Source organism: Kribbella swartbergensis (assembly GCF_054784135.1).
This window is the reverse complement of record NZ_BAAGPM010000014.1, coordinates 725,212-743,685: the sequence shown is the minus strand read 5'-3', so window position 1 is coordinate 743,685 and position 18,474 is coordinate 725,212. Positions and strand designations below refer to the sequence as shown.

Genomic DNA, 18,474 nt, shown 5'->3' with positions numbered 1-18,474 from the left:
AGCCGCTTCCCTCCGAGATTCTCTAGTTGCTGAAAAGGGACAAGAGCTGCTGTACGCCGGTTGCCGGGTCGGTCAGGTGGAGTCGCAGGACGGGGCGACCGCGCTCGGCGAGCACCTTCGCGTCACCGGCCGCCTGGGCCGAGATCAGGGTGCCGAACGAGAACGGACGGTCGGGGATCTCCACGTCCGTCGGGTGTGCCGCGGTGATCTGCAGGAACACGCCCTCCGGGTGGCCGCCCTTGTGGTACTGGCCGGTCGAGTGCAGGAACCGCGGACCCCAGCCGAAGGTGACCGGACGGCCGGTGCGAGTCGCCAGCGCCGGCCGGACACCCGCCAGGTCGGCGTCGCGCTCGGAGTCCAGGTACGCCATGACGGCCAGGTAGCCCTTGTCGTCCAGCTTGCCCAGCAGCGCGTCGACAGCGCCCTGCACCGAGTCCACGCCGTCCAGCAGACCCTCGGACCCGCGCACCTCGACGGACCCGTCGGTGAATGCTGCAGACTCTGGCTCAGGCTGGGCGTCGAGCAGCCCCCGAGCGGCAGCCTTCGCACTCTCCACGTCCGGCTGGTCGAACGGGTTGATTCCCAGCAGGTAGCCCGCCACCGCGGTGGCCGTCTCCCACAGCAGGAACTGCGCGCCCAGCGAGCCGGTCGTCACGACCGTCGGCGTACCGGAGGCGACGGTCGCGGCGCTGCTGTCGGCCGCCAGCAGGGCGTGCACGAGATCACTCGCACTGCTGTGGAGCTCAGGCGCTTCGAGGCTCTCCACCGCGATCGGCAGGACACCGGTGCCGTTCTTGCCGGTGCTCTCCGCGATGAGCTGCTCGGCCCAGTCGGGGAACCCGAGGATCGACGAGCCGCCGGAGGCGATGACCACCTTGTCCCGGCCCGGGCTGGCGGCGAGTACGGCGCCGAGAACGAGGGCAGGGTTCGACGCGTCGTCGGCCTGCAGCGACGGGGCCACCTCGGCGGCCTGGTCGAGCAGCTCCGCGACGTCCGCGCCGGCCAGCGCCGACGGGACCAGACCGAACGCGGTCAAGGCGCTGTAGCGGCCGCCGACATTCGGGTCGGCGAGGAAGGTCTTGCGGTAGCCCTCGTCCGCCGCGAGCTTCTCGAACGGCGAACCCGGGTCGGTGACCACGACGATCCGCCCCGCCGGGTCGATCCCGGCGTCCTGGAAGGCCTTGACGAACGCCCGGCGGTGGCTGTCGGTCTCCACCGTGCCGCCGGACTTGCTGGACACCACCACGACCGTCTTCTGCAGGTCCCCGGCCAGCGCCCGGGCGACAACGCTCGGATCGGTCGAGTCCAGGACGACGAGGTCGACGCCGGCGGTCCGGGTGATCACCTCGGGCGCCAGTGACGAACCGCCCATCCCGGACAGCACGATCCGGTCCAGGCCCTCCGACCGCAGGTCGGCCTGCAGGGCCTCGATCTCCGCCAGCAGCGGGCGCGAAGACTCGTACAGGTCGACCCAGCTGAGCCGGATCGACGCCTCCGACTCGGCCTCCGGACCCCAGGTGGTCGCGTCCTTGGCCGCGATCCGGGAGGCGATCTTCTCGTCGACGAGCCGGTCGACGGCCTCGCGCCAGCCCTCGCCGTACGCGTTGACAGTCAGCTTCTCGGTCACTTGGCCGCCGCCTTGAGGGACGCGGTGACGGTGTCCTGCAGCTCCGACCAGGACGCGTCGAACTTCGCCACGCCCTCGTCCTCGAGCACCTGGACGACCTCGTCGTACGAGATGCCCAGCTTCTCCAGGTCCGCGATCACCTGGCGGTCGGCGTCGTAGTTGCCGCGGACCGTGTCACCGGTGATCTCGCTGTGCTCGGCGACCGCCTTGATGGTTGCCTCGGGCATCGTGTTGACCACGCCGCGGGTGACCAGGTTGTCGACGTACAGGGTCGGCGGGTACGCCGGGTCCTTCACGCCGGTGGACGCCCACAGCGGCCGCTGCGGCTTGGCGCCGGCGTTCTCGAGCTCGCGCCAGCGGTCGGAGGAGAAGATCTCCTCGTACGCCTCGAAGGCGAGCCGGGCGTTGGCGATCGCCGCCTTGCCCTTCAGCGCCTTCGCCTCGTCGGTCCCGATCGCGTCCAGCCGCTTGTCCACCTCGGTGTCCACCCGGCTGACGAAGAACGACGCGACGCTGCCCAGCTTGGTCACGTCGTGGCCGTTCTCGATCGCCTTCTCCACGCCGGTCAGGAACGCGTCGGCGACGGCCCGGTAGCGCTGCAGCGAGAAGATCAGCGTCACGTTCACGCTGATGCCCGCGGCCAGCGTCTCGGTGATCGCCGGCAGGCCCTCCTTGGTGGCCGGGATCTTGACGAACACGTTGTCCCGGCCGACGGTCTCCCACAGCTCCTTGGCCTGGGCGATCGTCTTCTCGGTGTCCCGGGCCAGACCGGGCTCGACCTCGATCGAGACCCGGCCGTCGACCGTGTCGGTGGCGTCGTACACCGGCTTGAACAGGTCCGCGGCGTCCCGGACGTCGTCGGTGGTGATGACCCGGATGGCCTCGTCGGTGGAGACCCCCTCGGCGGCCAGCCGGGACACCTGCTCGGCGTACGTGCCGGCGTCGGAGATCGCCTTGGCGAAGATCGTCGGGTTGGTGGTCACCCCGCTGATGTGGGAGTCGTGGATCAGCGTCTCCAGGCCGCCGCTGGTCAGCCGCTGCCGGGAGAGGTCGTCGAGCCAGATGGAGACACCCGCGTCGGCGAGTGCTTTCAAGCGATCGTTCATGTCCGAAGCCTCCGAATGTTCTGTTGTGGAGTTGTCAGTTGCGCTCGTTGGTGGCGTCGGCATTCGGGTCGGCGCTCACCGCCGGGTCGTCGCCGGGACCGATCCCGCCCGCCGGGCGGCGGCCGGCCGGAACCCCGGAGCCGCCGAGTTCCGCGGCGGCGGCGATGCTGTCCTTGGCGGCCTGGACGACGGCGTCGGCGGTGATGCCGAACTCGTCGTACAGGACCTTGTAGTCGGCGGAGGCGCCGAAGTGCTCGAGGCTCACGCTGCGGCCGGCGTCACCGACGACCTCGCGCCAGCCCAGTGCGACACCGGCCTCGACCGACACGCGCGCCCGCACCTGCGGCGGGATGACCGAGTCGCGGTAGGCGTCGTCCTGCTCGTCGAACCACTCGCGCGACACCATCGACACGACCCGGGCCTTGATGCCCTCGTCGGCCAGCCTGTTGCGGGCCTCGACGGCCAGTTGCACCTCGGAGCCGGTGCCGATCAGGATCACGTCCGGCGTGCCGTCGGTGTCCAGCAGCGTGTAACCGCCCTTCTTCACGTTCTCGGTGCCGGCGAAACCGTCGGTACCGCGCGGGAAGACCGGTACGTTCTGCCGTGTCAGCGCCAGGCCGGCCGGGCGGTCGGTGTGCTCGAGGATCGCGGCCCACGCGGCCGCCGTCTCGTTCGCGTCGGCGGGCCGTACGACGTCCAGGCCCGGAATGGCCCGCAGCGCCGCGAGGTGCTCGATCGGCTGGTGGGTCGGGCCGTCCTCGCCGAGGCCGATCGAGTCGTGCGTCCACACGTAGGTGACGGGCAGCTTCATCAGCGCGGCCAGCCGGACCGCCGGGCGCATGTAGTCGCTGAAGACGAGGAACGTGCCGCCGTACGGACGCGTGCCGCCGTGCAGGGCGATGCCGTTCAGGACCGAGCCCATGGCGTGCTCGCGGATGCCGAAGTGCAGCACCCGGCCGTACTCGTCGCCCTGGAACTCCTTGGTGGAGAACTCCGCGGGGACGAACGAGGGCTGGCCCTTCGGAGTGGTGTTGTTCGAGCCGGCCAGGTCGGCCGATCCGCCCCAGAGCTCGGGCAGCCCGGGCGCGAGCTTGGTCAGCACCTCACCGGACGCGGAGCGGGTCGCGACGCCCTTCGCGTCGGCGTCCCAGCTCGGCAGCGCGTCCTTCCAGCCGGCCGGCAGCTCACGCTTGTCCAGCCGGGCGAACAGCTCGGCCCGCTCCGGGTTCGCGGCCTTCCAGGCGTCGAACCGGGTGTTCCACTCCTCCTCGGCGACCTTGCCGCGCTCCAGCGCCCTCCGGGTGTGCTCGATCACGTCGTCGGCCACCTGGAACGTCTGCTCCGGGTCCCAGCCGAGCACCTTCTTGGTCGCGGCGACCTCCGCGGCGCCGAGGGCGGAGCCGTGGATCTTGCCGGTGTTCTGCTTGTTCGGGGCCGGCCAGCCGATGATCGTCTGCAGCCGGATGAAGCTCGGCTTGTCGGTGACCGCCTCGGCCGCCCGCAGGGCGTCGTACAGCGCCTGGACGTTCTCCTCGTAGCCGGTGCCGCCGACGGTCCAGTCGACGTCCTGGACGTGCCAGCCGTACGCCGCGTAGCGGGCCGTCACGTCCTCGGAGAACGCGATGTTGGTATCGTCCTCGATCGAGATCTGGTTCGCGTCGTAGAGGACCGTCAGGTTGCCGAGCTTCTGGTGCCCGGCCAGCGAGGACGCCTCGGCCGAGACGCCTTCCTCCAGGTCGCCGTCGGAGGCGATCACGTAGATCTGGTGGTCGAAGAGGCTCTCGCCCTTCGGTGTCTCCGGGTCGAACAGGCCGCGTTCGCGCCGGGCCGCCATCGCCATGCCGACCGCGTTGCCGACACCCTGGCCGAGCGGGCCGGTGGTGGTCTCGACGCCCTTGGTGTGGCCGTGCTCCGGGTGGCCCGGGGTCAGGCTGCCCCAGGTGCGCAGCGCCTTCAGGTCGTCCAGCTCGAGGCCGAAACCGGCCAGGTACAGCTGGATGTAGAGGGTGAGGCTGGAGTGACCCGCCGAGAGCACGAAGCGGTCGCGTCCGGCCCATTCCGGGTTCGCCGGGTTGTGCCGCATCACCTTCTGGAACAGCAGGTACGCCGCCGGCGCCAGGCTCATCGCCGTACCGGGGTGGCCGTTGCCGACCTTCTCGACCGCGTCCATCGCGAGCACCCGTACGGTGTCGACCGCGCGCTGGTCGAGCTCGGTCCATTCAAGCTTGGGGCTGGTCTTCTCCGTCACGCCGGCGGCGCTCCTCTCGATGGCTGCGAAACTCCCTGTGGTCAGCGTCGAGGGGATCGCTCCCGGACCAGTCGGCCGGTTCCGATCGCGCCCCCGCGCGTCACCGTGTGCGAGCCTACTCGCCCGGGCGTCGGCGCCTTCCACAGACTCGGAACCCGGACCACGTCCTTCTTGTTCCCGCCGTCTCGCAGGTCACACGGTGACTCGCCCAGGGGGGTGGCCGGACCCTCCTACGGGGCGTCGTAGACTGTCGAACCGTCAGCGCCGGTCTGCGGCGTCAATCCACTGAGTTCGAGGTGTTCGTGACGGCCGTCGACCCGCGTCCAGCCGCGACGACGTCGTATCCGGCGCCGCTGCCGGACGGCACAGCTGTTCTGAGTCCGTCGGTACGCGACGTGGTGAAGGCGTACGTCGGTCTGACCAAGCCACGCATCATCGAGCTGCTGCTGATCACCACGGTGCCGGTGATGTTCCTGGCCGCCGGGGGAGTACCCGGCCTGGGAGTCGTCGCCGCCACCCTGGTCGGCGGGATCCTCGCGGCCGGCAGCGCGAACACGATCAACTGCGTGCTCGACCGCGACATCGACGAGCAGATGCGCCGGACCCGCCGGCGCCCGCTGCCGCGGCATGCGGTCAGCCCGCGGTCGGCGACGATCTTCGGCATCGTCCTCGGCGTCCTGGCCACCCTCGAGCTCGGGTTCTTCGTGAACTGGCTGTCGTCGATCCTGGCGCTGGCCGCGAACGCGTTCTACGTGTTCGGCTACACGATGTTCCTGAAGCGCCGGACCGTGCAGAACATCGTCTGGGGCGGGATCGCGGGCTGTTTCCCGACGCTGATCGGCTGGACCGCGGTGACCAACGAGCTGGCCTGGACGCCGTTCGTGCTGTTCGGAGTGGTCTTCTTCTGGACCCCGCCGCACACCTGGGCGCTGGCGATGCGCTACCGCGACGACTACGCGTCGGTCGACGTACCGATGCTGCCCGTGGTCGCCACCCCGGTCGCCACCGCGCGGCAGATCATGGCGTACTCGGTCGTGATGGTGATCACCTCGATCGCGCTCTGGCCGGTCGCCGACACCGGGTTCGTGTACCCGCTGGCCGCGATCGCGCTGGGCGTCGTCTTCCTCCGCGAGGCCCGCGCGCTGCTGCTCCGCGCCCACACCGGCGCCGAGGGCGCCGCCCTGCGGCCGATGCGGCTGTTCCACTTCTCGAACATCTACCTGGCCCTGCTCTTCATCGCCGCGGCCGTCGACCCGCTGCTCCACTGAGCGTCACCCTGCGGTCGCAGGGAGTTTTCCCGTTGACCTGATCGTGATCTCGGTGTTGCCTGTCAGGGTCTGTGGAGGGGGATCCACGCCTGGGGAGACACAGATTCAGGGGGTTCGCAGTGGGGATACGAACACGTATAGCCGCGATCGCGGCGCTGGGGCTCGCAGGGTCCGCGTTGGTCGCCGCGCCGGCCGAGGCAGGTGGCGGTGGAACGACGATCAAGCCGATCGTCTCGGGTCTGACCAGCCCGCGCGGGGTGGCGACGTACGGCGGGAAGATCGTCTACAGCGTCGGTGACGGCTCGGTCTACGAGGCCTGGGCGAACGGCAAGAAGATCCGCAAACTGGGTCAGGTCCCGGGCGGGTTCCCGCCGGCGATCGACACCAACAAGTGGGGCGTGACCTACGCCCTGACCGGCGCGGGGGGCGAGCCGGGTGCGCCGCCGGCGCCCGGCAGCACGACGTTGTTCAAGCTGCGGCCCGGTAAGTCGCCGCTGAAGATCGCCGACATCGGCAAGTACCAGCAGAAGGATCCGGACCCGTACGACCTCGAGGGGAACCCGACGGAGTCCAACCCGTTCGGCGTGGCCGCGCTGGCCGACGGCACGGTCCTGGTCGCGGATGCCGCCGGCAACGACCTGCTCCGGGTCTGGCCGAACGGCTACGTGAAGACGGTCGCCCGGTTCAAGCCGCGGGTCGTCGCGGTCCCGACCGGCCTGCCGCCGACCGGTCCGGACGGCAGCCCGCTGCCGCCGGCCGGCACCAGGATCCCGAGCGAGTCGGTGTCCACCTCGGTCACCGTCGGCTCGGACGGCTACTGGTACGTCGGTGAGCTCCGCGGCTTCCCGGCGACACCGGGCACGTCGCAGATCTGGCGGATCAAGCCCGGCACGTACGGCGCGGTCTGTGACCCGGCGAAGCCGCACCAGGGCAAGTGCCAGCGGTACGCCGACGGCTACACGTCGATCGTCGACCTGGCCGGCGGACCGTTCGGCACGCTCGCCGTGGTCGAGCTGGCCCGGGAGAGCTGGCTGAAGTGGGAGCTGGGCGGTTCGGCCATCGGCTCGCTCTACCTGCAGTTCCCGGGCAAGTGGCACAAGGCCGGGCCGCGGAAGGAGCTTGCCCGAGGCAAGCTGACCCTGCCGGGCGGTACGGCGATCAGCCGGTCGGGCAAGGTCTACGTGACGGCACCGTTGTTCGGTCCACCGGGGTCGGGGGCCGTCTACCAGGTCGTCGCGAAGCGCTGAGAGCAACCCGGGGCGTCAGGTCCACTCACCGGACCGGGCGCCCCGGGTCCCAGCTAGGTGGCCGGCGTGCCGCGTTCGCCGTACACCGCTGTGACCAACGCGATCAGGACCGCGGCGAAGAACATGTGGACGAGCACCAGGCCCCAAGGCAATCCGGTGAAGTACTGCGTGAAGCCGACAACGCCCTGCAGGAGCTCCATCGCCAGCAGCCAGGCAGCCAGCTTCCGCAGCGTCCGTGAGGTCGCCGTCACCCGGGTCGCGATCACCAGCGCGATCGTGATGCCGAGCAGGGCGAACACCACGTCGGCGTGCAGCTGACTGATCAGCTCCTCGTCGAACCCGTTCCGCCCGGTCGACGGATCACCGGAGTGCGGCCCGGCCCCGGTCACCAAGGTGCCGAGGGCAACAGCCAGCCAGACCGCCACCACGCTGGCAGTGGCCAGCGCCCGGACCACCGGGGGCGTGTGCGGGTAGGGACTCGTCCGGGACCGCCGCATCATCGACACGGTCAGCGTGATGATCACCGGCGAGACGAGGAAGTGTGCCGAGACGATCCACGGGTTCAGCCCGGTCAGCACACTGATGCCGCCGATGACCGCCTGCAGCGGCACACCGAGCGCGGCCGCCGTGGCCAGCCGGCGCAGGTCCTTGCGCACCGGCCGGTACCGCATCACCGCGAGCCAGGTGCCGATCGCGATCACGGCGACCACGAACCCGAGCATCCGGTTGCCGAACTCGATCGCGCCGTGGATGCCGAGTTCGCTGTGCGGCACATACGACTCGTCGGTGCACTGCGGCCAGGTCGGGCAGCCGAGGCCGGAGCCGGTCAGCCGGACCAGTCCGCCGGTCACCACGATGGCGATGTTCGCCACCACCGAGGCCCAGCCCCAGCGCCGTACGACGTCAAGGCTCGGCTCGGGGACCAGGCGCCAGAATCCGGTGACTGGTTCGGTCTCTCGGGGCGGGGTCTCCGTGGTCATCACCGGCACACTCTAGAGAAGGGGCTGCTCAGTCCCAGCGGAAGGTCCGGGACACCAGGTATCCCAGCACCCCCGCCCACAGCGCGAGCGACAGCGCGGCCGCCCACGGGATCACACCCTCGATGGTCGAGTTGGCCAGCCCGTTGGCCAACGCGGCACTCGGCAGCACGCGTACGACGCCCTGCAGGCCGGCGGGGTACTCGTCGACGGGCGTGAGCACCGCGCCACCCACCAACAGCAGCAGGTACAGCAGGTTCGCCGCGGCCAGCGTCGCCTCCGCTCGCAGTACGCCGGCCATCAGGAGACCGAGCGACGCGAAGGCAGCCGTCCCGCACAGCACCATCATCGCCACACCGACGACGGCGTTCAGGCCTCCGGCCGGGTCCCAGCCGAGTGCGAACCCCGTCGCGATCAGTACGGCGAGCTGGATCGCCTGCACGACCAGCACGGCACCGATCTTCCCAGCCAGCAGTCCGGTGCGAGACAGGGGAGAGGCACCCAGCCGCTTGATCACGCCGTACCGCCGCTCGAAGCCGGTCGCGATCGCCAGTGACGTGAACGACGACGACAGCACGGCGAGCGCCAGCACCCGCGGCACGGCGTCGTCGATCGGCGCCCCCTCGCCCAGCGGCAGCCGGTTGCCGAGGCCGGTGCCACCCAGTAGGAGGAGCAGCCCCAGCGGGATCACCAGGGCGAGCAGCAGTTGCTCGCCGTTGCGCATGAGCAGCCGAAACTCCATGCGGGTGTGCGCCAGCACCTTCCGTGGCCACGCCGCACTTCCCGGCTGCGGCGCGTACGTCGTACTCATCGGGACTCCCGCTTCGGCGGCGCGGTCAGCGCGAGGTAGACGTCCTCGAGCGACTTCGTGCCGTGCTCGGTCAATGTGTCCGGAGTGCCCGAGGCGATCACCTTGCCGGCGGCCAGGACATGGACCTGATCCGACAGTTGCTCGGCCTCGTCCATCGCGTGGGTCGTCAGTACGACGGTCACGCCGTCGTCACGCAGGTCGCGGATCAGCTGCCAGATCTCCCGCCGCCCGTGCGGGTCGAGCCCGGTCGTCGGCTCGTCCAGGAAAGCGATCTCCGGGCGGCCGACGATCGCCAGCGCGAACGACAGCCGCTGCTTCTGCCCGCCGGACAGCCTGCGGTACGGCGTCCGGCCGCAGGTCCCCAGGTCGAGCCGCTCGACCAGAGCCGGGATGTCGAGCGGATGGCTGTGCAGCGTGGCGACGTACCGGAGCATCTCGATCGCGCGGACCCCGGACCAGGCGCCGCCTTCCTGCAGCATCACGCCGATCCGCGGCATCAACGCGTCGTGGTCGGCGACCGGGTCCAGCCCGAGCACCCGGACCCGGCCGGAGTCCGGCCGGCGGAATCCCTCACAGCTCTCCACGGTGGTGGTCTTGCCCGCCCCGTTGGGGCCGAGCACGGACGTCACCGTGCCGCCGGTTACGGTGAGACTGAGACCGTTCACGGCGGCCTTCTCGCCGTACCGCACGACGAGGTTGTCGATCTCCACCGCGACTGGCACGCAAGCAGTTTAGGACCGCGCCCGCGGGCCGCCGGTCCGGGTGGGCATCGGCCCGGGCGGCGTGACGCTGGTCACGGCGGGTTCCACGCCCCGCCTGGGCGGGCGAACCGGTTAGGGGACCCTTATTTGAAGGGCCCCAGGAATTACGCGACACTGATGTTGTGAAAAATCCTGCGACGAACGGACCGGTGCCCGCGGGCGCCGCGGTGCCGGTTGCGCGGGACGAGTCCACCCGGGACCGGGTCGCCCGCTCGATCCTCACCAACGGTCCGTCCAGCGCCGCGGTGCTGGCGGAGCGCCTGGAGCTCACCCCGGCGGCGGTTCGCCGGCATCTCGACCATCTGCTCGAGGAGGGCCTGGTCGAGGCGCGCGAGGAGCGGGTCTACGGCCCGCGCGGCCGGGGCCGCCCCGCGAAGGTCTTCGTGCTGACCGACGCCGGCCGGCACGCGTTCCACCAGGCGTACGACGACCTGGCGGCCACCGCGCTGCGGTTCATCGCCGAGGCCGGCGGTGACGAGGCGGTCGCGGAGTTCGCCCGGCGGCGGGTCGCCGACGTGGAGCGGCGGTACCGGGAGCTGATCGACGCGGCCCCCGAGAACAACAAGGCGGAGGTGCTCGCCCGGGCGCTGACGGCGGACGGGTACGCCGCCTCCACCGCGGAAGCCGGGCACGGCGCCCAGCTCTGCCAGCACCACTGCCCGGTCGCGCACGTGGCCGAGCAGTTCCCCCAGCTGTGTGAGGCCGAGACCGAGGTGTTCTCGCGGTTGCTCGGCAAGCACGTCCAACGGCTGGCCACCATCGCCCACGGCGACGGTGTCTGCACCACTCATATCCCCGGGCACATCCCCGCCCCCAAGGCTGGGCCCGGTTTCACTGCCCCTGTCAACGACGGCGAATCTGCGAGGACTGCACGATGACGCAAACCGCTCACCCCGAACTGGAAGGCCTCGGCAACTACCAGTACGGCTGGGCCGACTCCGACGCCGCCGGCGCGGTCGCCAAGCGCGGCCTGGACGCCGACGTCGTCCGGGGCATCTCCACCCTCAAGAACGAGCCGGAGTGGATGCTCGACCTGCGGCTGAAGGGCCTGAAGCTCTTCGACCGCAAGCCGATGCCGTCGTGGGGTGCGGACCTGTCCGGGATCGACTTCGACAACATCAAGTACTTCGTCCGGTCGACCGAGAAGCAGGCGTCGAGCTGGGAAGAGCTGCCCGAGGACATCAAGAACACCTACGACAAGCTCGGCATCCCGGAGGCGGAGAAGCAGCGCCTGGTCGCCGGCGTCGCGGCGCAGTACGAGTCCGAGGTCGTCTACCACCAGATCCGTGAGGACCTGGAGGCCCAGGGCGTCATCTTCCTGGACACCGACACCGGCCTGCGCGAGCACCCGGAGATCTTCCAGGAGTACTTCGGCTCCGTCATCCCGGTCGGCGACAACAAGTTCGCCGCGCTGAACACCGCGGTCTGGTCCGGCGGCTCGTTCATCTACGTCCCGAAGGGCGTCAAGGTGGACATCCCGCTGCAGGCCTACTTCCGGATCAACACCGAGAACATGGGCCAGTTCGAGCGGACCCTGATCATCGTCGACGAGGACGCCTACGTGCACTACGTCGAGGGCTGTACGGCGCCGATCTACAAGTCGGACTCGCTGCACTCCGCGGTGGTCGAGATCATCGTGAAGAAGGGCGCCCGCTGCCGCTACACGACGATCCAGAACTGGTCGAACAACGTCTACAACCTGGTCACCAAGCGCGCCACCTGCGAGGAGGGCGCGACGATGGAGTGGATCGACGGCAACATCGGTTCCAAGGTGACGATGAAGTACCCGGCCGTCTACCTGATGGGCGAGCACGCCAAGGGCGAGACCCTGTCGGTCGCGTTCGCCGGCGAGGGCCAGCACCAAGACGCCGGGTCGAAGATGGTGCACAACGCGCCGTACACCTCCAGCTCGATCGTGTCGAAGTCGGTGGCCCGCGGTGGCGGCCGGACGTCGTACCGGGGTCTGGTCGAGGTCGCGCCGGGGTCGCACCACAGCAAGTCCACGGTGCGCTGTGACGCGCTGCTGGTCGACACCATCAGCCGTTCGGACACCTACCCGTACGTCGACGTCCGCGAGGACGACGTGGCGATGGGACACGAGGCGACCGTGTCCAAGGTCAGCGACGACCAGCTCTTCTACCTGATGAGCCGGGGCCTGGCCGAGGACGAGGCGATGGCGATGATCGTCCGCGGCTTCATCGAGCCGATCGCCCGCGAACTCCCGATGGAGTACGCGCTGGAACTGAACCGACTGATCGAGCTGCAGATGGAAGGGGCCGTCGGCTGATGACCTCGAGCGAAACCCTGGTTGCCACCGGCAACCGGGCGCACTCCCACGGACCGGGGTCGCCGGTCCCGCTCCAGGCCCGCAGCGAGCGGCCGACGTCGTACGACGTCGCCGACTTCCCGGTGCCGAACGGGCGCGAGGAGGAGTGGCGCTTCACCCCGGTCAAGGCACTGAAGGCGCTGTTCGCCGACGAGGCGGGCACCGAGACGCCGAAGATCGACGCCTTCGGCCCCGACGGCGTGGTGATCGAGACGGTCCCGGCCGACGCGCTGAAGGTGGGCACGCCGCAGGACCGGCCGGCCGCCGTCGCCTGGACCCACGCCGGCGACGCGCTCGCCGTCCGGATCCCGGTCGAGGCCGAGCTCACCGAGCCGGTGCACGTGAACGTCGCGAGTCTCGGCGGCCGCGGCTTCAGCCACCTGATCGTGGACGCCGGCCGGCACAGCAAGGCGATCGTGATCATCGACCACACCGGTGCCGGTGAGCTCAGCGGCAACGTCGAGATCGTCGTCGGCGACGGCGCCGACCTGCGGGTCGTCTCGATCCAGCAGGGCGACCACGAGTCGATCCACCTCGCCCAGCACGACGCGCTGGTCGGCCGGGACGCCCGGCTGCACCACGTCGCGGTCACCCTGGGCGGCCGGATCGTCCGGGTCAGCACCAACGTCCGGTACGCCGGTCCGGGCGGTGACGCCGACCTGGTCGGGGTGTACTTCGCCGAGTCCGGCCAGCACCACGAGCACCGGCTGTTCGTCGACCACGAGGCCACCCACTGCAAGAGCAACGTGCTCTACAAGGGTGCGCTGGCCGGTGACAACGCCCGCTCGGTGTGGATCGGCGACGTGCTGATCCGGGCCGCGGCCGAGGGCACCGACACGTTCGAGCTGAACCGGAACCTGGTGCTCACCGACGGCGCCCGCGCCGACTCGGTGCCGAACCTGGAGATCGAGACCGGTGAGATCGAGGGCGCCGGGCACGCGTCCGCGACCGGCCGGTTCGACGACGAGCAGCTGTTCTACCTGCAGGCCCGCGGCATCCCCGAGGACGAGGCCCGGCGGCTGGTGGTGTCCGGCTTCTTCAACGACATCATCGGCAAGATCGGCGTCCCCGAGGTGGCCGAGCACCTGCACGACGTGATCGAGGAGAAGCTCGCCCGCACGGCGGAGCTGAGCGCAGCGGCGAAGGCGGCTGTGGGCCGGTGAGTGACACGTTCGAGCGCGCCTGCGCCGTCTCCGACGTACCGGACGAGGGTGTCGTCCCGGTCGAGGTCGGCGGTGTCGAAGTCGCGGTCGTGAAGAGCGAGGGACAGTTCTTCGCGGTGCGGGACGAGTGCTCGCACGCGCAGATCCAGCTGTCCGAGGGTGACGTCGGCGGCTGCGAGATCGAATGCTGGCTGCACGGGTCCCGCTTCGACCTGCGCACCGGCGAGCCGACCAGCCTGCCCGCGTACGACCCGGTGCCGGTCTACCCGGTCCGGCTGGACGGCGACGACGTACTCGTCGACGTGAAGAACCCCCTGAACAGTGCTAGCTGATGGCATCCCTGTAAAGCGACGGAGATAGAAACCTCATGGCGACACTCGAGATCCGCGACCTGCACGTGTCGGTCGACACCGAGAACGGCCCGAAGCAGATCCTGCGCGGCGTCGACCTGACCATCAAGGGCGGTCAGACGCACGCGATCATGGGCCCGAACGGTTCCGGCAAGTCGACGCTGGCGTACTCGATCGCCGGCCACCCGAAGTACAACATCACCAGCGGCACGGTGACGCTGGACGGCGAGGACGTGCTCGACATGTCCGTCGACGAGCGCGCCCGGGCCGGCCTGTTCCTGGCGATGCAGTACCCGGTCGAGGTGCCGGGCGTGTCGGTGGCTAACTTCCTCCGGACCGCGAAGACCGCGATCGACGGCGAGGCGCCGAAGCTGCGCACCTGGGTCAAGGACGTGAACACCGCCCTGGCCGACCTGGAGATGGACCCCGAGTTCGCCCAGCGCAACGTCAACGAGGGCTTCTCCGGCGGTGAGAAGAAGCGGCACGAGATCGTCCAGCTGGAGCTGCTGAACCCGAAGATCGCGATCCTCGACGAGACCGACTCCGGCCTCGACATCGACGCGCTGAAGGTCGTCTCCACCGGCGTCAACCGGTTCGCCTCGCAGGGCGACAAGGGTGTCCTGCTGATCACCCACTACACCCGGATCCTGCGCTACATCAAGCCGGACTTCGTGCACGTGTTCGTCGACGGCCGGGTGGCCGAGGAAGGCGGCCCGGAGCTGGCCGACGAGCTCGAGGCCAACGGCTACGAGCGTTTCCTGAAGGCAGGCGCGAAGTGACCGACGCCCGGACGTTCAGCAGTCCCCTGGACCTGCAGTCGGTCCGGGCGGACTTCCCCATCCTCTCCCGCGAGCTGGCGAACGGGTTCCCGCTGGTCTACCTGGACTCGGCCAACTCGTCGCAGAAGCCGCGCCAGGTGGTCCAGGCGCTCGAGGACCACTACCTGAAGCACAACGCGAACGTCGCCCGGGCCATGCACCAGCTCGGTGCCGAGGCGACCGCGGCGTACGAGGGCGGCCGGGACAAGGTCGCGGCCTTCATCGGCGCGCCGTCGCGCAACGAGATCGTGTTCACCAAGAACGCCTCCGAGGCGCTCAACCTGGCCGCGCACACCCTCGGCGCGGCGCTGAAGCCGGGGGACGAGGTGGTGATCTCCGAGATGGAGCACCACAGCAACATCGTCCCGTGGCAGCTGGCCTGCGAGCGGACCGGCGCGACGCTGAAGTGGTTCGGCGTCACCGAAGAGGGCCGGCTCGACCTGAGCACCATCGACGAACTGATCACCGAGAACACCAGGATCGTCTCGCTGGCCTGGGTCTCGAACGCGCTCGGCACGATCAACCCGATCACCGACATCGCCGCCAAGGCGCACGCGGTCGGCGCGACCGTGGTCGTGGACGCGTCGCAGGCGGTGCCGCAGTTCCCGGTCGAGGTGTCGACGCTGGGTGCGGACCTGCTCGCGTTCACCGGCCACAAGGTGCTCGGCCCGACCGGCATCGGCGTGCTCTGGGGCCGGTACGACCTGCTCGCCGAACTGCCGCCGTTCCTGGGCGGCGGCGAGATGATCGAGGTCGTGCGGATGACCGGTTCGACGTACGCCGCGCCGCCGGCCCGGTTCGAGGCCGGTACGCCGCCGATCGCGCAGGCGGTCGGTCTCGGTGCGGCCGTCGACTACCTGTCCGGGATCGGCATGGACAAGATCGCGGCGCACGAGCACGCGATCGTGGAGTACGCGCTGGAAGGGCTGAAGACGGTGCCGGGGCTGACGATCCTCGGGCCGACCGAGGCGACCGATCACGGTGGCGCGATCAGCTTCGAGCTGGACGGCGTACACCCGCACGACGTGGCGACCGTGCTGGACACCCGCGGGATCGCGGTACGGGCCGGGCACCACTGTGCGCGGCCGGTACACGAGCGGTTCGGCGTGCAGTCCTCGACGCGGGCGTCCTTCTACCTCTACACGACGCCGGAGGAGGTCGAGGCACTGGTCGACGGTCTCGGCTTCGTCCGTTCCTTCTTCAAGGTGGCCTGACACTTCATGCAGCTTGACGCGCTGTACCAGGAGATCATCCTGGACCACTACCGCAGCCCGCACCACGCGGGCCTGGCGGAGCCGTACGACGTGGAGGTGCACCACGTGAACCCGTCCTGCGGGGACGAGGTCACGCTCCGGGTCGAGCTCGACGGTGACACGGTCACCGGGGTGACGCACCAGAGCGTCGGATGCTCGATCAGTCAGGCCGCGACGTCGGTGATGACGGATCTGGTGATCGGCAAACCGGTCGCCGAGGGCATGGCGACGTACGAGAAGTTCCTCGAGCTGATGCAGGGCCGGGGGAATGTGGAGCCGGACGAAGAGGTTCTGGAGGACGGCGTCGCGTTCGCGGGCGTCGCGCAGTTCCCGGCCCGGGTGAAGTGTGCGCTGCTGGGCTGGTCGGCCTGGCGGGACGCCACCGCCCAGGCGCTTGCCAAGAAAGAGGGAGTGACCAATGCCTGACCAGACCGACGAGAAGATCGAGCTGCCCGAGGTCGACCTCGAGGCCGCTCAGGCTCAGCCTGGGACGTCGCCGGCCAAGGTCGAGGACGTCACCGAGGCGCTCAAGGATGTCGTCGACCCCGAGCTCGGCATCAACGTGGTCGACCTGGGCCTGATCTACGGCATCACCGTGGACGACACCAGCACCGCGATCATCGACATGACCCTGACGTCGGCGGCCTGCCCGCTGACCGACGTGATCGAGGACCAGACCCGAATGGCGCTCGACGGCCTGGTCAACGACTTCCGAATCAACTGGGTCTGGATGCCGCCGTGGGGTCCGGAGAAGATCACCGACGACGGCCGCGACCAGCTGCGCGCCCTCGGCTTCAACGTGTGACCCGGGTCGTATCGGTCGCGCCGGAACGCCTGGACAAGTGGCTGACCGGGTTCGCCGACCGGCACGGCACCGCGTCGTACGACGTGACGCCGGCAACGGTGACCGTGTCCGCCGAGGACGGGGCGGTCGCCGTCGTCGAGGTGCCGTTCCCACCGCTCGAGGCCCTCACGCGTGAGGGCCTCGTCGCGCATGTGCTGGCCGATCACCGGCTCGGTGTGCTGCTGGTACGCCGTGGTGGCTACGGAGCCGGCGTGTTCGCCGGCGCGAAGCTGACGGACTCGAAGGTCGGCTCACGCCACGTGCAGGGGACGACGAAGGCGGGCGGCTGGTCGCAGCAGCGGTACGCGCGGCGGCGGGACAACCAGGCCCGGGAGGCGTTCGCGGCCGCGACCGAGGTCGCCGTACGCATCCTGGCTCCGGCGCGGCTGGACGCGCTCGTGTGCGGGGGAGACCGCCGGGCGGTCGACACCGTGCTCGAGGATCCGCGGCTGAAGGACCTGGCGAACCTGGTCCGGCCGCCGTTCCTCGGCGTACCGGATCCCAAGCAGAAGGTTCTCGAGCAGGCCGGTGCGGATTCCCGAGCAATTCGGATCCGGCTGACCGAACCTCAGGAGGACTCGCCGTAGAGCGCCCGGAAGTCGGCCAGGGTCCCGCGGTAGTACTCCAGGTCGTCGGTGAGCTTCGCGCGCGTCACCAACTCGGGGTTGCGCGTGCGGGCCTGCCGGCCGAACTCCGTCCAGACGGCCTCGTCCGGTGCCGTGTCCGCGCCGTCGGGCAGGAACTTGAGTGCCTCGCCGACCGCGTCGGCGGCGAACTCCCAGTTGAGCTCGACACTGTCCCGGTCCTGGTCCGGGCCACCGGTGTAGGCCATATCCGCCTCGAGCGCCCGGCGTGCGTACGTCGACGCCACCACGGCCCACTGCGCCGCGTCGACGAGCTGTGACACGCCCAGCCCGAAGCGCGCACCGACCGTGCGTGCCGCATCCTCCGACGCGTACGGGATCGCGATCTCACCGGCCGGCGTGGTGAGGGTCCAGGCGTCCGCACCCTCGGTCAGGTTCGACCCGGGCTCGACCGGCGCCGGCTCGACGGCCGGTGCGGCCGGATCGGCGGCCGTCACCAGGCTCACGTAGACCTGTGCCTCGGCCAGCGTCCTTGCGGTCAGCATCGGTTATCTCGCTCCTGTCTCTCGGCCCAGATCGCGGTAGGTGTCGCGGACCACCAGCAGCCGGTCCAGCCGGAACCGGCCCGGCTCCGCGTCCCGGACCGCCCGGCCCTCCGGCGTCCAGAACTCCTCCTCCGGTACGGCGTCCTCTCCGGCCGGCACGAACTTGACCACCTCGTCCACGGCGGCCCGGGCGACGGCCAGCACCTTACCGGCCTCAGCTGGATCGGTGGGGACGTCGGCGGCAGCCCGGTCGGCCACCGCCATCCACTGTCCCGGATCCAGCAGCTCCGACGGTTCCGGACCGCCGAACGTGGGCCAGCCGACCGCCCTGGTCTCCTTCGCCGGCAGGCCGAACAGGTACTCGCGTTCCGCGTCACAGCCGGGGCAGATCCCGGCATAGCTGATCGCGAGCTCGCCGTCGACCTCGGCCAGGCCGTGCTCCCACGGCGTGTCGGCCGAACCGCAGTCGGGGCAGGGATGCAGCTCCAGGTAGAGGTGAGCCTCGTCCCGGGTGCGCGCCACCGCGAACGCCATACCGTCCCTTTC

19 protein-coding genes are annotated in these 18,474 nt (G+C 70.1%); 11 read left to right on the top strand and 8 right to left on the bottom strand.

Annotation, left to right across the window (positions count from 1 at the left end; genetic code table 11):
• Positions 1-22 precede the first annotated feature (22 nt).
• Genes ACYVOK_RS10490 through tkt form a run of 3 tightly spaced genes read right to left on the bottom strand, consistent with a single transcriptional unit; the run spans position 23 to position 4,903 of the window.
• The gene (locus ACYVOK_RS10490) at positions 23-1,627 is read right to left on the bottom strand and encodes a glucose-6-phosphate isomerase (protein WP_460662106.1); all 1,605 of its coding nucleotides are present in this window, start codon (positions 1,625-1,627) and stop codon (positions 23-25) included.
• Positions 1,624-2,733: a transaldolase gene (gene tal, locus ACYVOK_RS10485; protein WP_460662105.1), complete on the bottom strand. Its 1,110-nt coding sequence runs from the start codon at positions 2,731-2,733 to the stop codon at positions 1,624-1,626. Before tal ends, ACYVOK_RS10490 begins: the two co-directional genes overlap by 4 nt.
• A gap of 34 nt (positions 2,734-2,767) precedes the next feature.
• A complete protein-coding gene (gene tkt / locus ACYVOK_RS10480) occupies positions 2,768-4,903 on the bottom strand; it encodes a transketolase (protein WP_460662192.1) in 2,136 nt (711 codons plus the stop codon).
• 374 nt (positions 4,904-5,277) lie between these two features.
• Between tkt and ACYVOK_RS10475 the strand changes: the two genes are divergently transcribed.
• Together ACYVOK_RS10475 and ACYVOK_RS10470 are read left to right on the top strand one after the other, a co-directional pair.
• The gene (locus ACYVOK_RS10475) at positions 5,278-6,249 is read left to right on the top strand and encodes a heme o synthase (RefSeq protein ID WP_460662104.1); all 972 of its coding nucleotides are present in this window, start codon (positions 5,278-5,280) and stop codon (positions 6,247-6,249) included.
• A 119-nt stretch (positions 6,250-6,368) separates the two neighbouring features.
• Positions 6,369-7,496 carry a ScyD/ScyE family protein gene (locus ACYVOK_RS10470; RefSeq protein WP_460662103.1) on the top strand — a complete coding sequence of 376 codons (1,128 nt, stop codon included), beginning with the start codon at positions 6,369-6,371 and terminating at the stop codon, positions 7,494-7,496.
• 53 nt (positions 7,497-7,549) lie between these two features.
• Here ACYVOK_RS10470 and ACYVOK_RS10465 read toward each other — a convergent pair whose 3' ends face one another.
• The 3 genes from ACYVOK_RS10465 to ACYVOK_RS10455 are packed head-to-tail and all read right to left on the bottom strand — an operon-like array spanning position 7,550 to position 10,006.
• A complete protein-coding gene (locus ACYVOK_RS10465; protein WP_460662102.1) occupies positions 7,550-8,476 on the bottom strand; it encodes a COX15/CtaA family protein in 927 nt (308 codons plus the stop codon).
• A gap of 28 nt (positions 8,477-8,504) precedes the next feature.
• Entirely contained in the window at positions 8,505-9,284 is a 780-nt protein-coding gene (locus tag ACYVOK_RS10460) for an ABC transporter permease (RefSeq protein WP_460662101.1), read from the bottom strand.
• Entirely contained in the window at positions 9,281-10,006 is a 726-nt protein-coding gene (locus ACYVOK_RS10455; RefSeq protein WP_460662100.1) for an ABC transporter ATP-binding protein, read from the bottom strand. Before ACYVOK_RS10455 ends, ACYVOK_RS10460 begins: the two co-directional genes overlap by 4 nt.
• A gap of 161 nt (positions 10,007-10,167) precedes the next feature.
• Between ACYVOK_RS10455 and ACYVOK_RS10450 the strand changes: the two genes are divergently transcribed.
• The 9 genes from ACYVOK_RS10450 to ACYVOK_RS10410 are packed head-to-tail and all read left to right on the top strand — an operon-like array spanning position 10,168 to position 17,386.
• Positions 10,168-10,923 carry a helix-turn-helix transcriptional regulator gene (locus ACYVOK_RS10450; RefSeq protein ID WP_460662099.1) on the top strand — a complete coding sequence of 252 codons (756 nt, stop codon included), beginning with the start codon at positions 10,168-10,170 and terminating at the stop codon, positions 10,921-10,923.
• Complete coding sequence (gene sufB / locus ACYVOK_RS10445) at positions 10,920-12,332, top strand: Fe-S cluster assembly protein SufB (protein ID WP_460662098.1); 1,413 nt, start codon at positions 10,920-10,922, stop codon at positions 12,330-12,332. Before ACYVOK_RS10450 ends, sufB begins: the two co-directional genes overlap by 4 nt.
• Positions 12,332-13,534, top strand: a complete 1,203-nt coding sequence (gene sufD / locus ACYVOK_RS10440) for a Fe-S cluster assembly protein SufD (protein WP_460662097.1) — start codon at positions 12,332-12,334, stop codon at positions 13,532-13,534. Before sufB ends, sufD begins: the two co-directional genes overlap by 1 nt.
• Positions 13,531-13,866, top strand: coding sequence for a non-heme iron oxygenase ferredoxin subunit (locus tag ACYVOK_RS10435; protein WP_460662096.1), 336 nt, complete (start codon positions 13,531-13,533; stop codon positions 13,864-13,866). Before sufD ends, ACYVOK_RS10435 begins: the two co-directional genes overlap by 4 nt.
• 35 nt (positions 13,867-13,901) lie before the next feature.
• Complete coding sequence (gene sufC / locus ACYVOK_RS10430) at positions 13,902-14,663, top strand: Fe-S cluster assembly ATPase SufC (RefSeq protein WP_460662095.1); 762 nt, start codon at positions 13,902-13,904, stop codon at positions 14,661-14,663.
• Positions 14,660-15,916, top strand: coding sequence for a cysteine desulfurase (locus tag ACYVOK_RS10425; RefSeq protein ID WP_460662094.1), 1,257 nt, complete (start codon positions 14,660-14,662; stop codon positions 15,914-15,916). Before sufC ends, ACYVOK_RS10425 begins: the two co-directional genes overlap by 4 nt.
• Positions 15,917-15,922: 6 nt before the next feature.
• Positions 15,923-16,381, top strand: a complete 459-nt coding sequence (sufU, locus tag ACYVOK_RS10420; RefSeq protein WP_460662093.1) for a Fe-S cluster assembly sulfur transfer protein SufU — start codon at positions 15,923-15,925, stop codon at positions 16,379-16,381.
• Positions 16,374-16,760 (top strand): metal-sulfur cluster assembly factor, encoded by a 387-nt coding sequence (locus ACYVOK_RS10415; protein WP_460662092.1) that lies wholly within the window; start codon positions 16,374-16,376, stop codon positions 16,758-16,760. The genes sufU and ACYVOK_RS10415 overlap by 8 nt, the downstream gene beginning before the upstream one ends.
• Entirely contained in the window at positions 16,757-17,386 is a 630-nt protein-coding gene (locus ACYVOK_RS10410) for an acVLRF1 family peptidyl-tRNA hydrolase (RefSeq protein ID WP_460662091.1), read from the top strand. Before ACYVOK_RS10415 ends, ACYVOK_RS10410 begins: the two co-directional genes overlap by 4 nt.
• Here the strand turns inward: ACYVOK_RS10410 and ACYVOK_RS10405 are convergent.
• Entirely contained in the window at positions 17,368-17,928 is a 561-nt protein-coding gene (locus ACYVOK_RS10405) for a hypothetical protein (RefSeq protein WP_460662090.1), read from the bottom strand. The genes ACYVOK_RS10410 and ACYVOK_RS10405 overlap by 19 nt on opposite strands.
• A gap of 3 nt (positions 17,929-17,931) precedes the next feature.
• Positions 17,932-18,462 carry a hypothetical protein gene (locus ACYVOK_RS10400; protein WP_460662089.1) on the bottom strand — a complete coding sequence of 177 codons (531 nt, stop codon included), beginning with the start codon at positions 18,460-18,462 and terminating at the stop codon, positions 17,932-17,934.
• Positions 18,463-18,474: the final 12 nt, after the last annotated feature.

What these genes read in the sequence shown, in the direction of transcription:
- sufD (WP_460662097.1), top strand. Translation starts at nt 12,332, where the DNA reads ATGACCTCGAGCGAAACCCTGGTTGCCACCGGCAACCGGGCGCACTCC.
- tkt (WP_460662192.1), bottom strand. Translation starts at nt 4,903, where the DNA reads ATGGACGCGGTCGAGAAGGTCGGCAACGGCCACCCCGGTACGGCGATG.
- ACYVOK_RS10465 (WP_460662102.1), bottom strand. Translation starts at nt 8,476, where the DNA reads ATGACCACGGAGACCCCGCCCCGAGAGACCGAACCAGTCACCGGATTC.
- sufC (WP_460662095.1), top strand. Translation starts at nt 13,902, where the DNA reads ATGGCGACACTCGAGATCCGCGACCTGCACGTGTCGGTCGACACCGAG.
- sufU (WP_460662093.1), top strand. Translation starts at nt 15,923, where the DNA reads ATGCAGCTTGACGCGCTGTACCAGGAGATCATCCTGGACCACTACCGC.
- ACYVOK_RS10460 (WP_460662101.1), bottom strand. Translation starts at nt 9,284, where the DNA reads ATGAGTACGACGTACGCGCCGCAGCCGGGAAGTGCGGCGTGGCCACGG.
- ACYVOK_RS10415 (WP_460662092.1), top strand. Translation starts at nt 16,374, where the DNA reads ATGCCTGACCAGACCGACGAGAAGATCGAGCTGCCCGAGGTCGACCTC.
- sufB (WP_460662098.1), top strand. Translation starts at nt 10,920, where the DNA reads ATGACGCAAACCGCTCACCCCGAACTGGAAGGCCTCGGCAACTACCAG.
- ACYVOK_RS10405 (WP_460662090.1), bottom strand. Translation starts at nt 17,928, where the DNA reads ATGCTGACCGCAAGGACGCTGGCCGAGGCACAGGTCTACGTGAGCCTG.
- ACYVOK_RS10400 (WP_460662089.1), bottom strand. Translation starts at nt 18,462, where the DNA reads ATGGCGTTCGCGGTGGCGCGCACCCGGGACGAGGCTCACCTCTACCTG.
- tal (WP_460662105.1), bottom strand. Translation starts at nt 2,733, where the DNA reads ATGAACGATCGCTTGAAAGCACTCGCCGACGCGGGTGTCTCCATCTGG.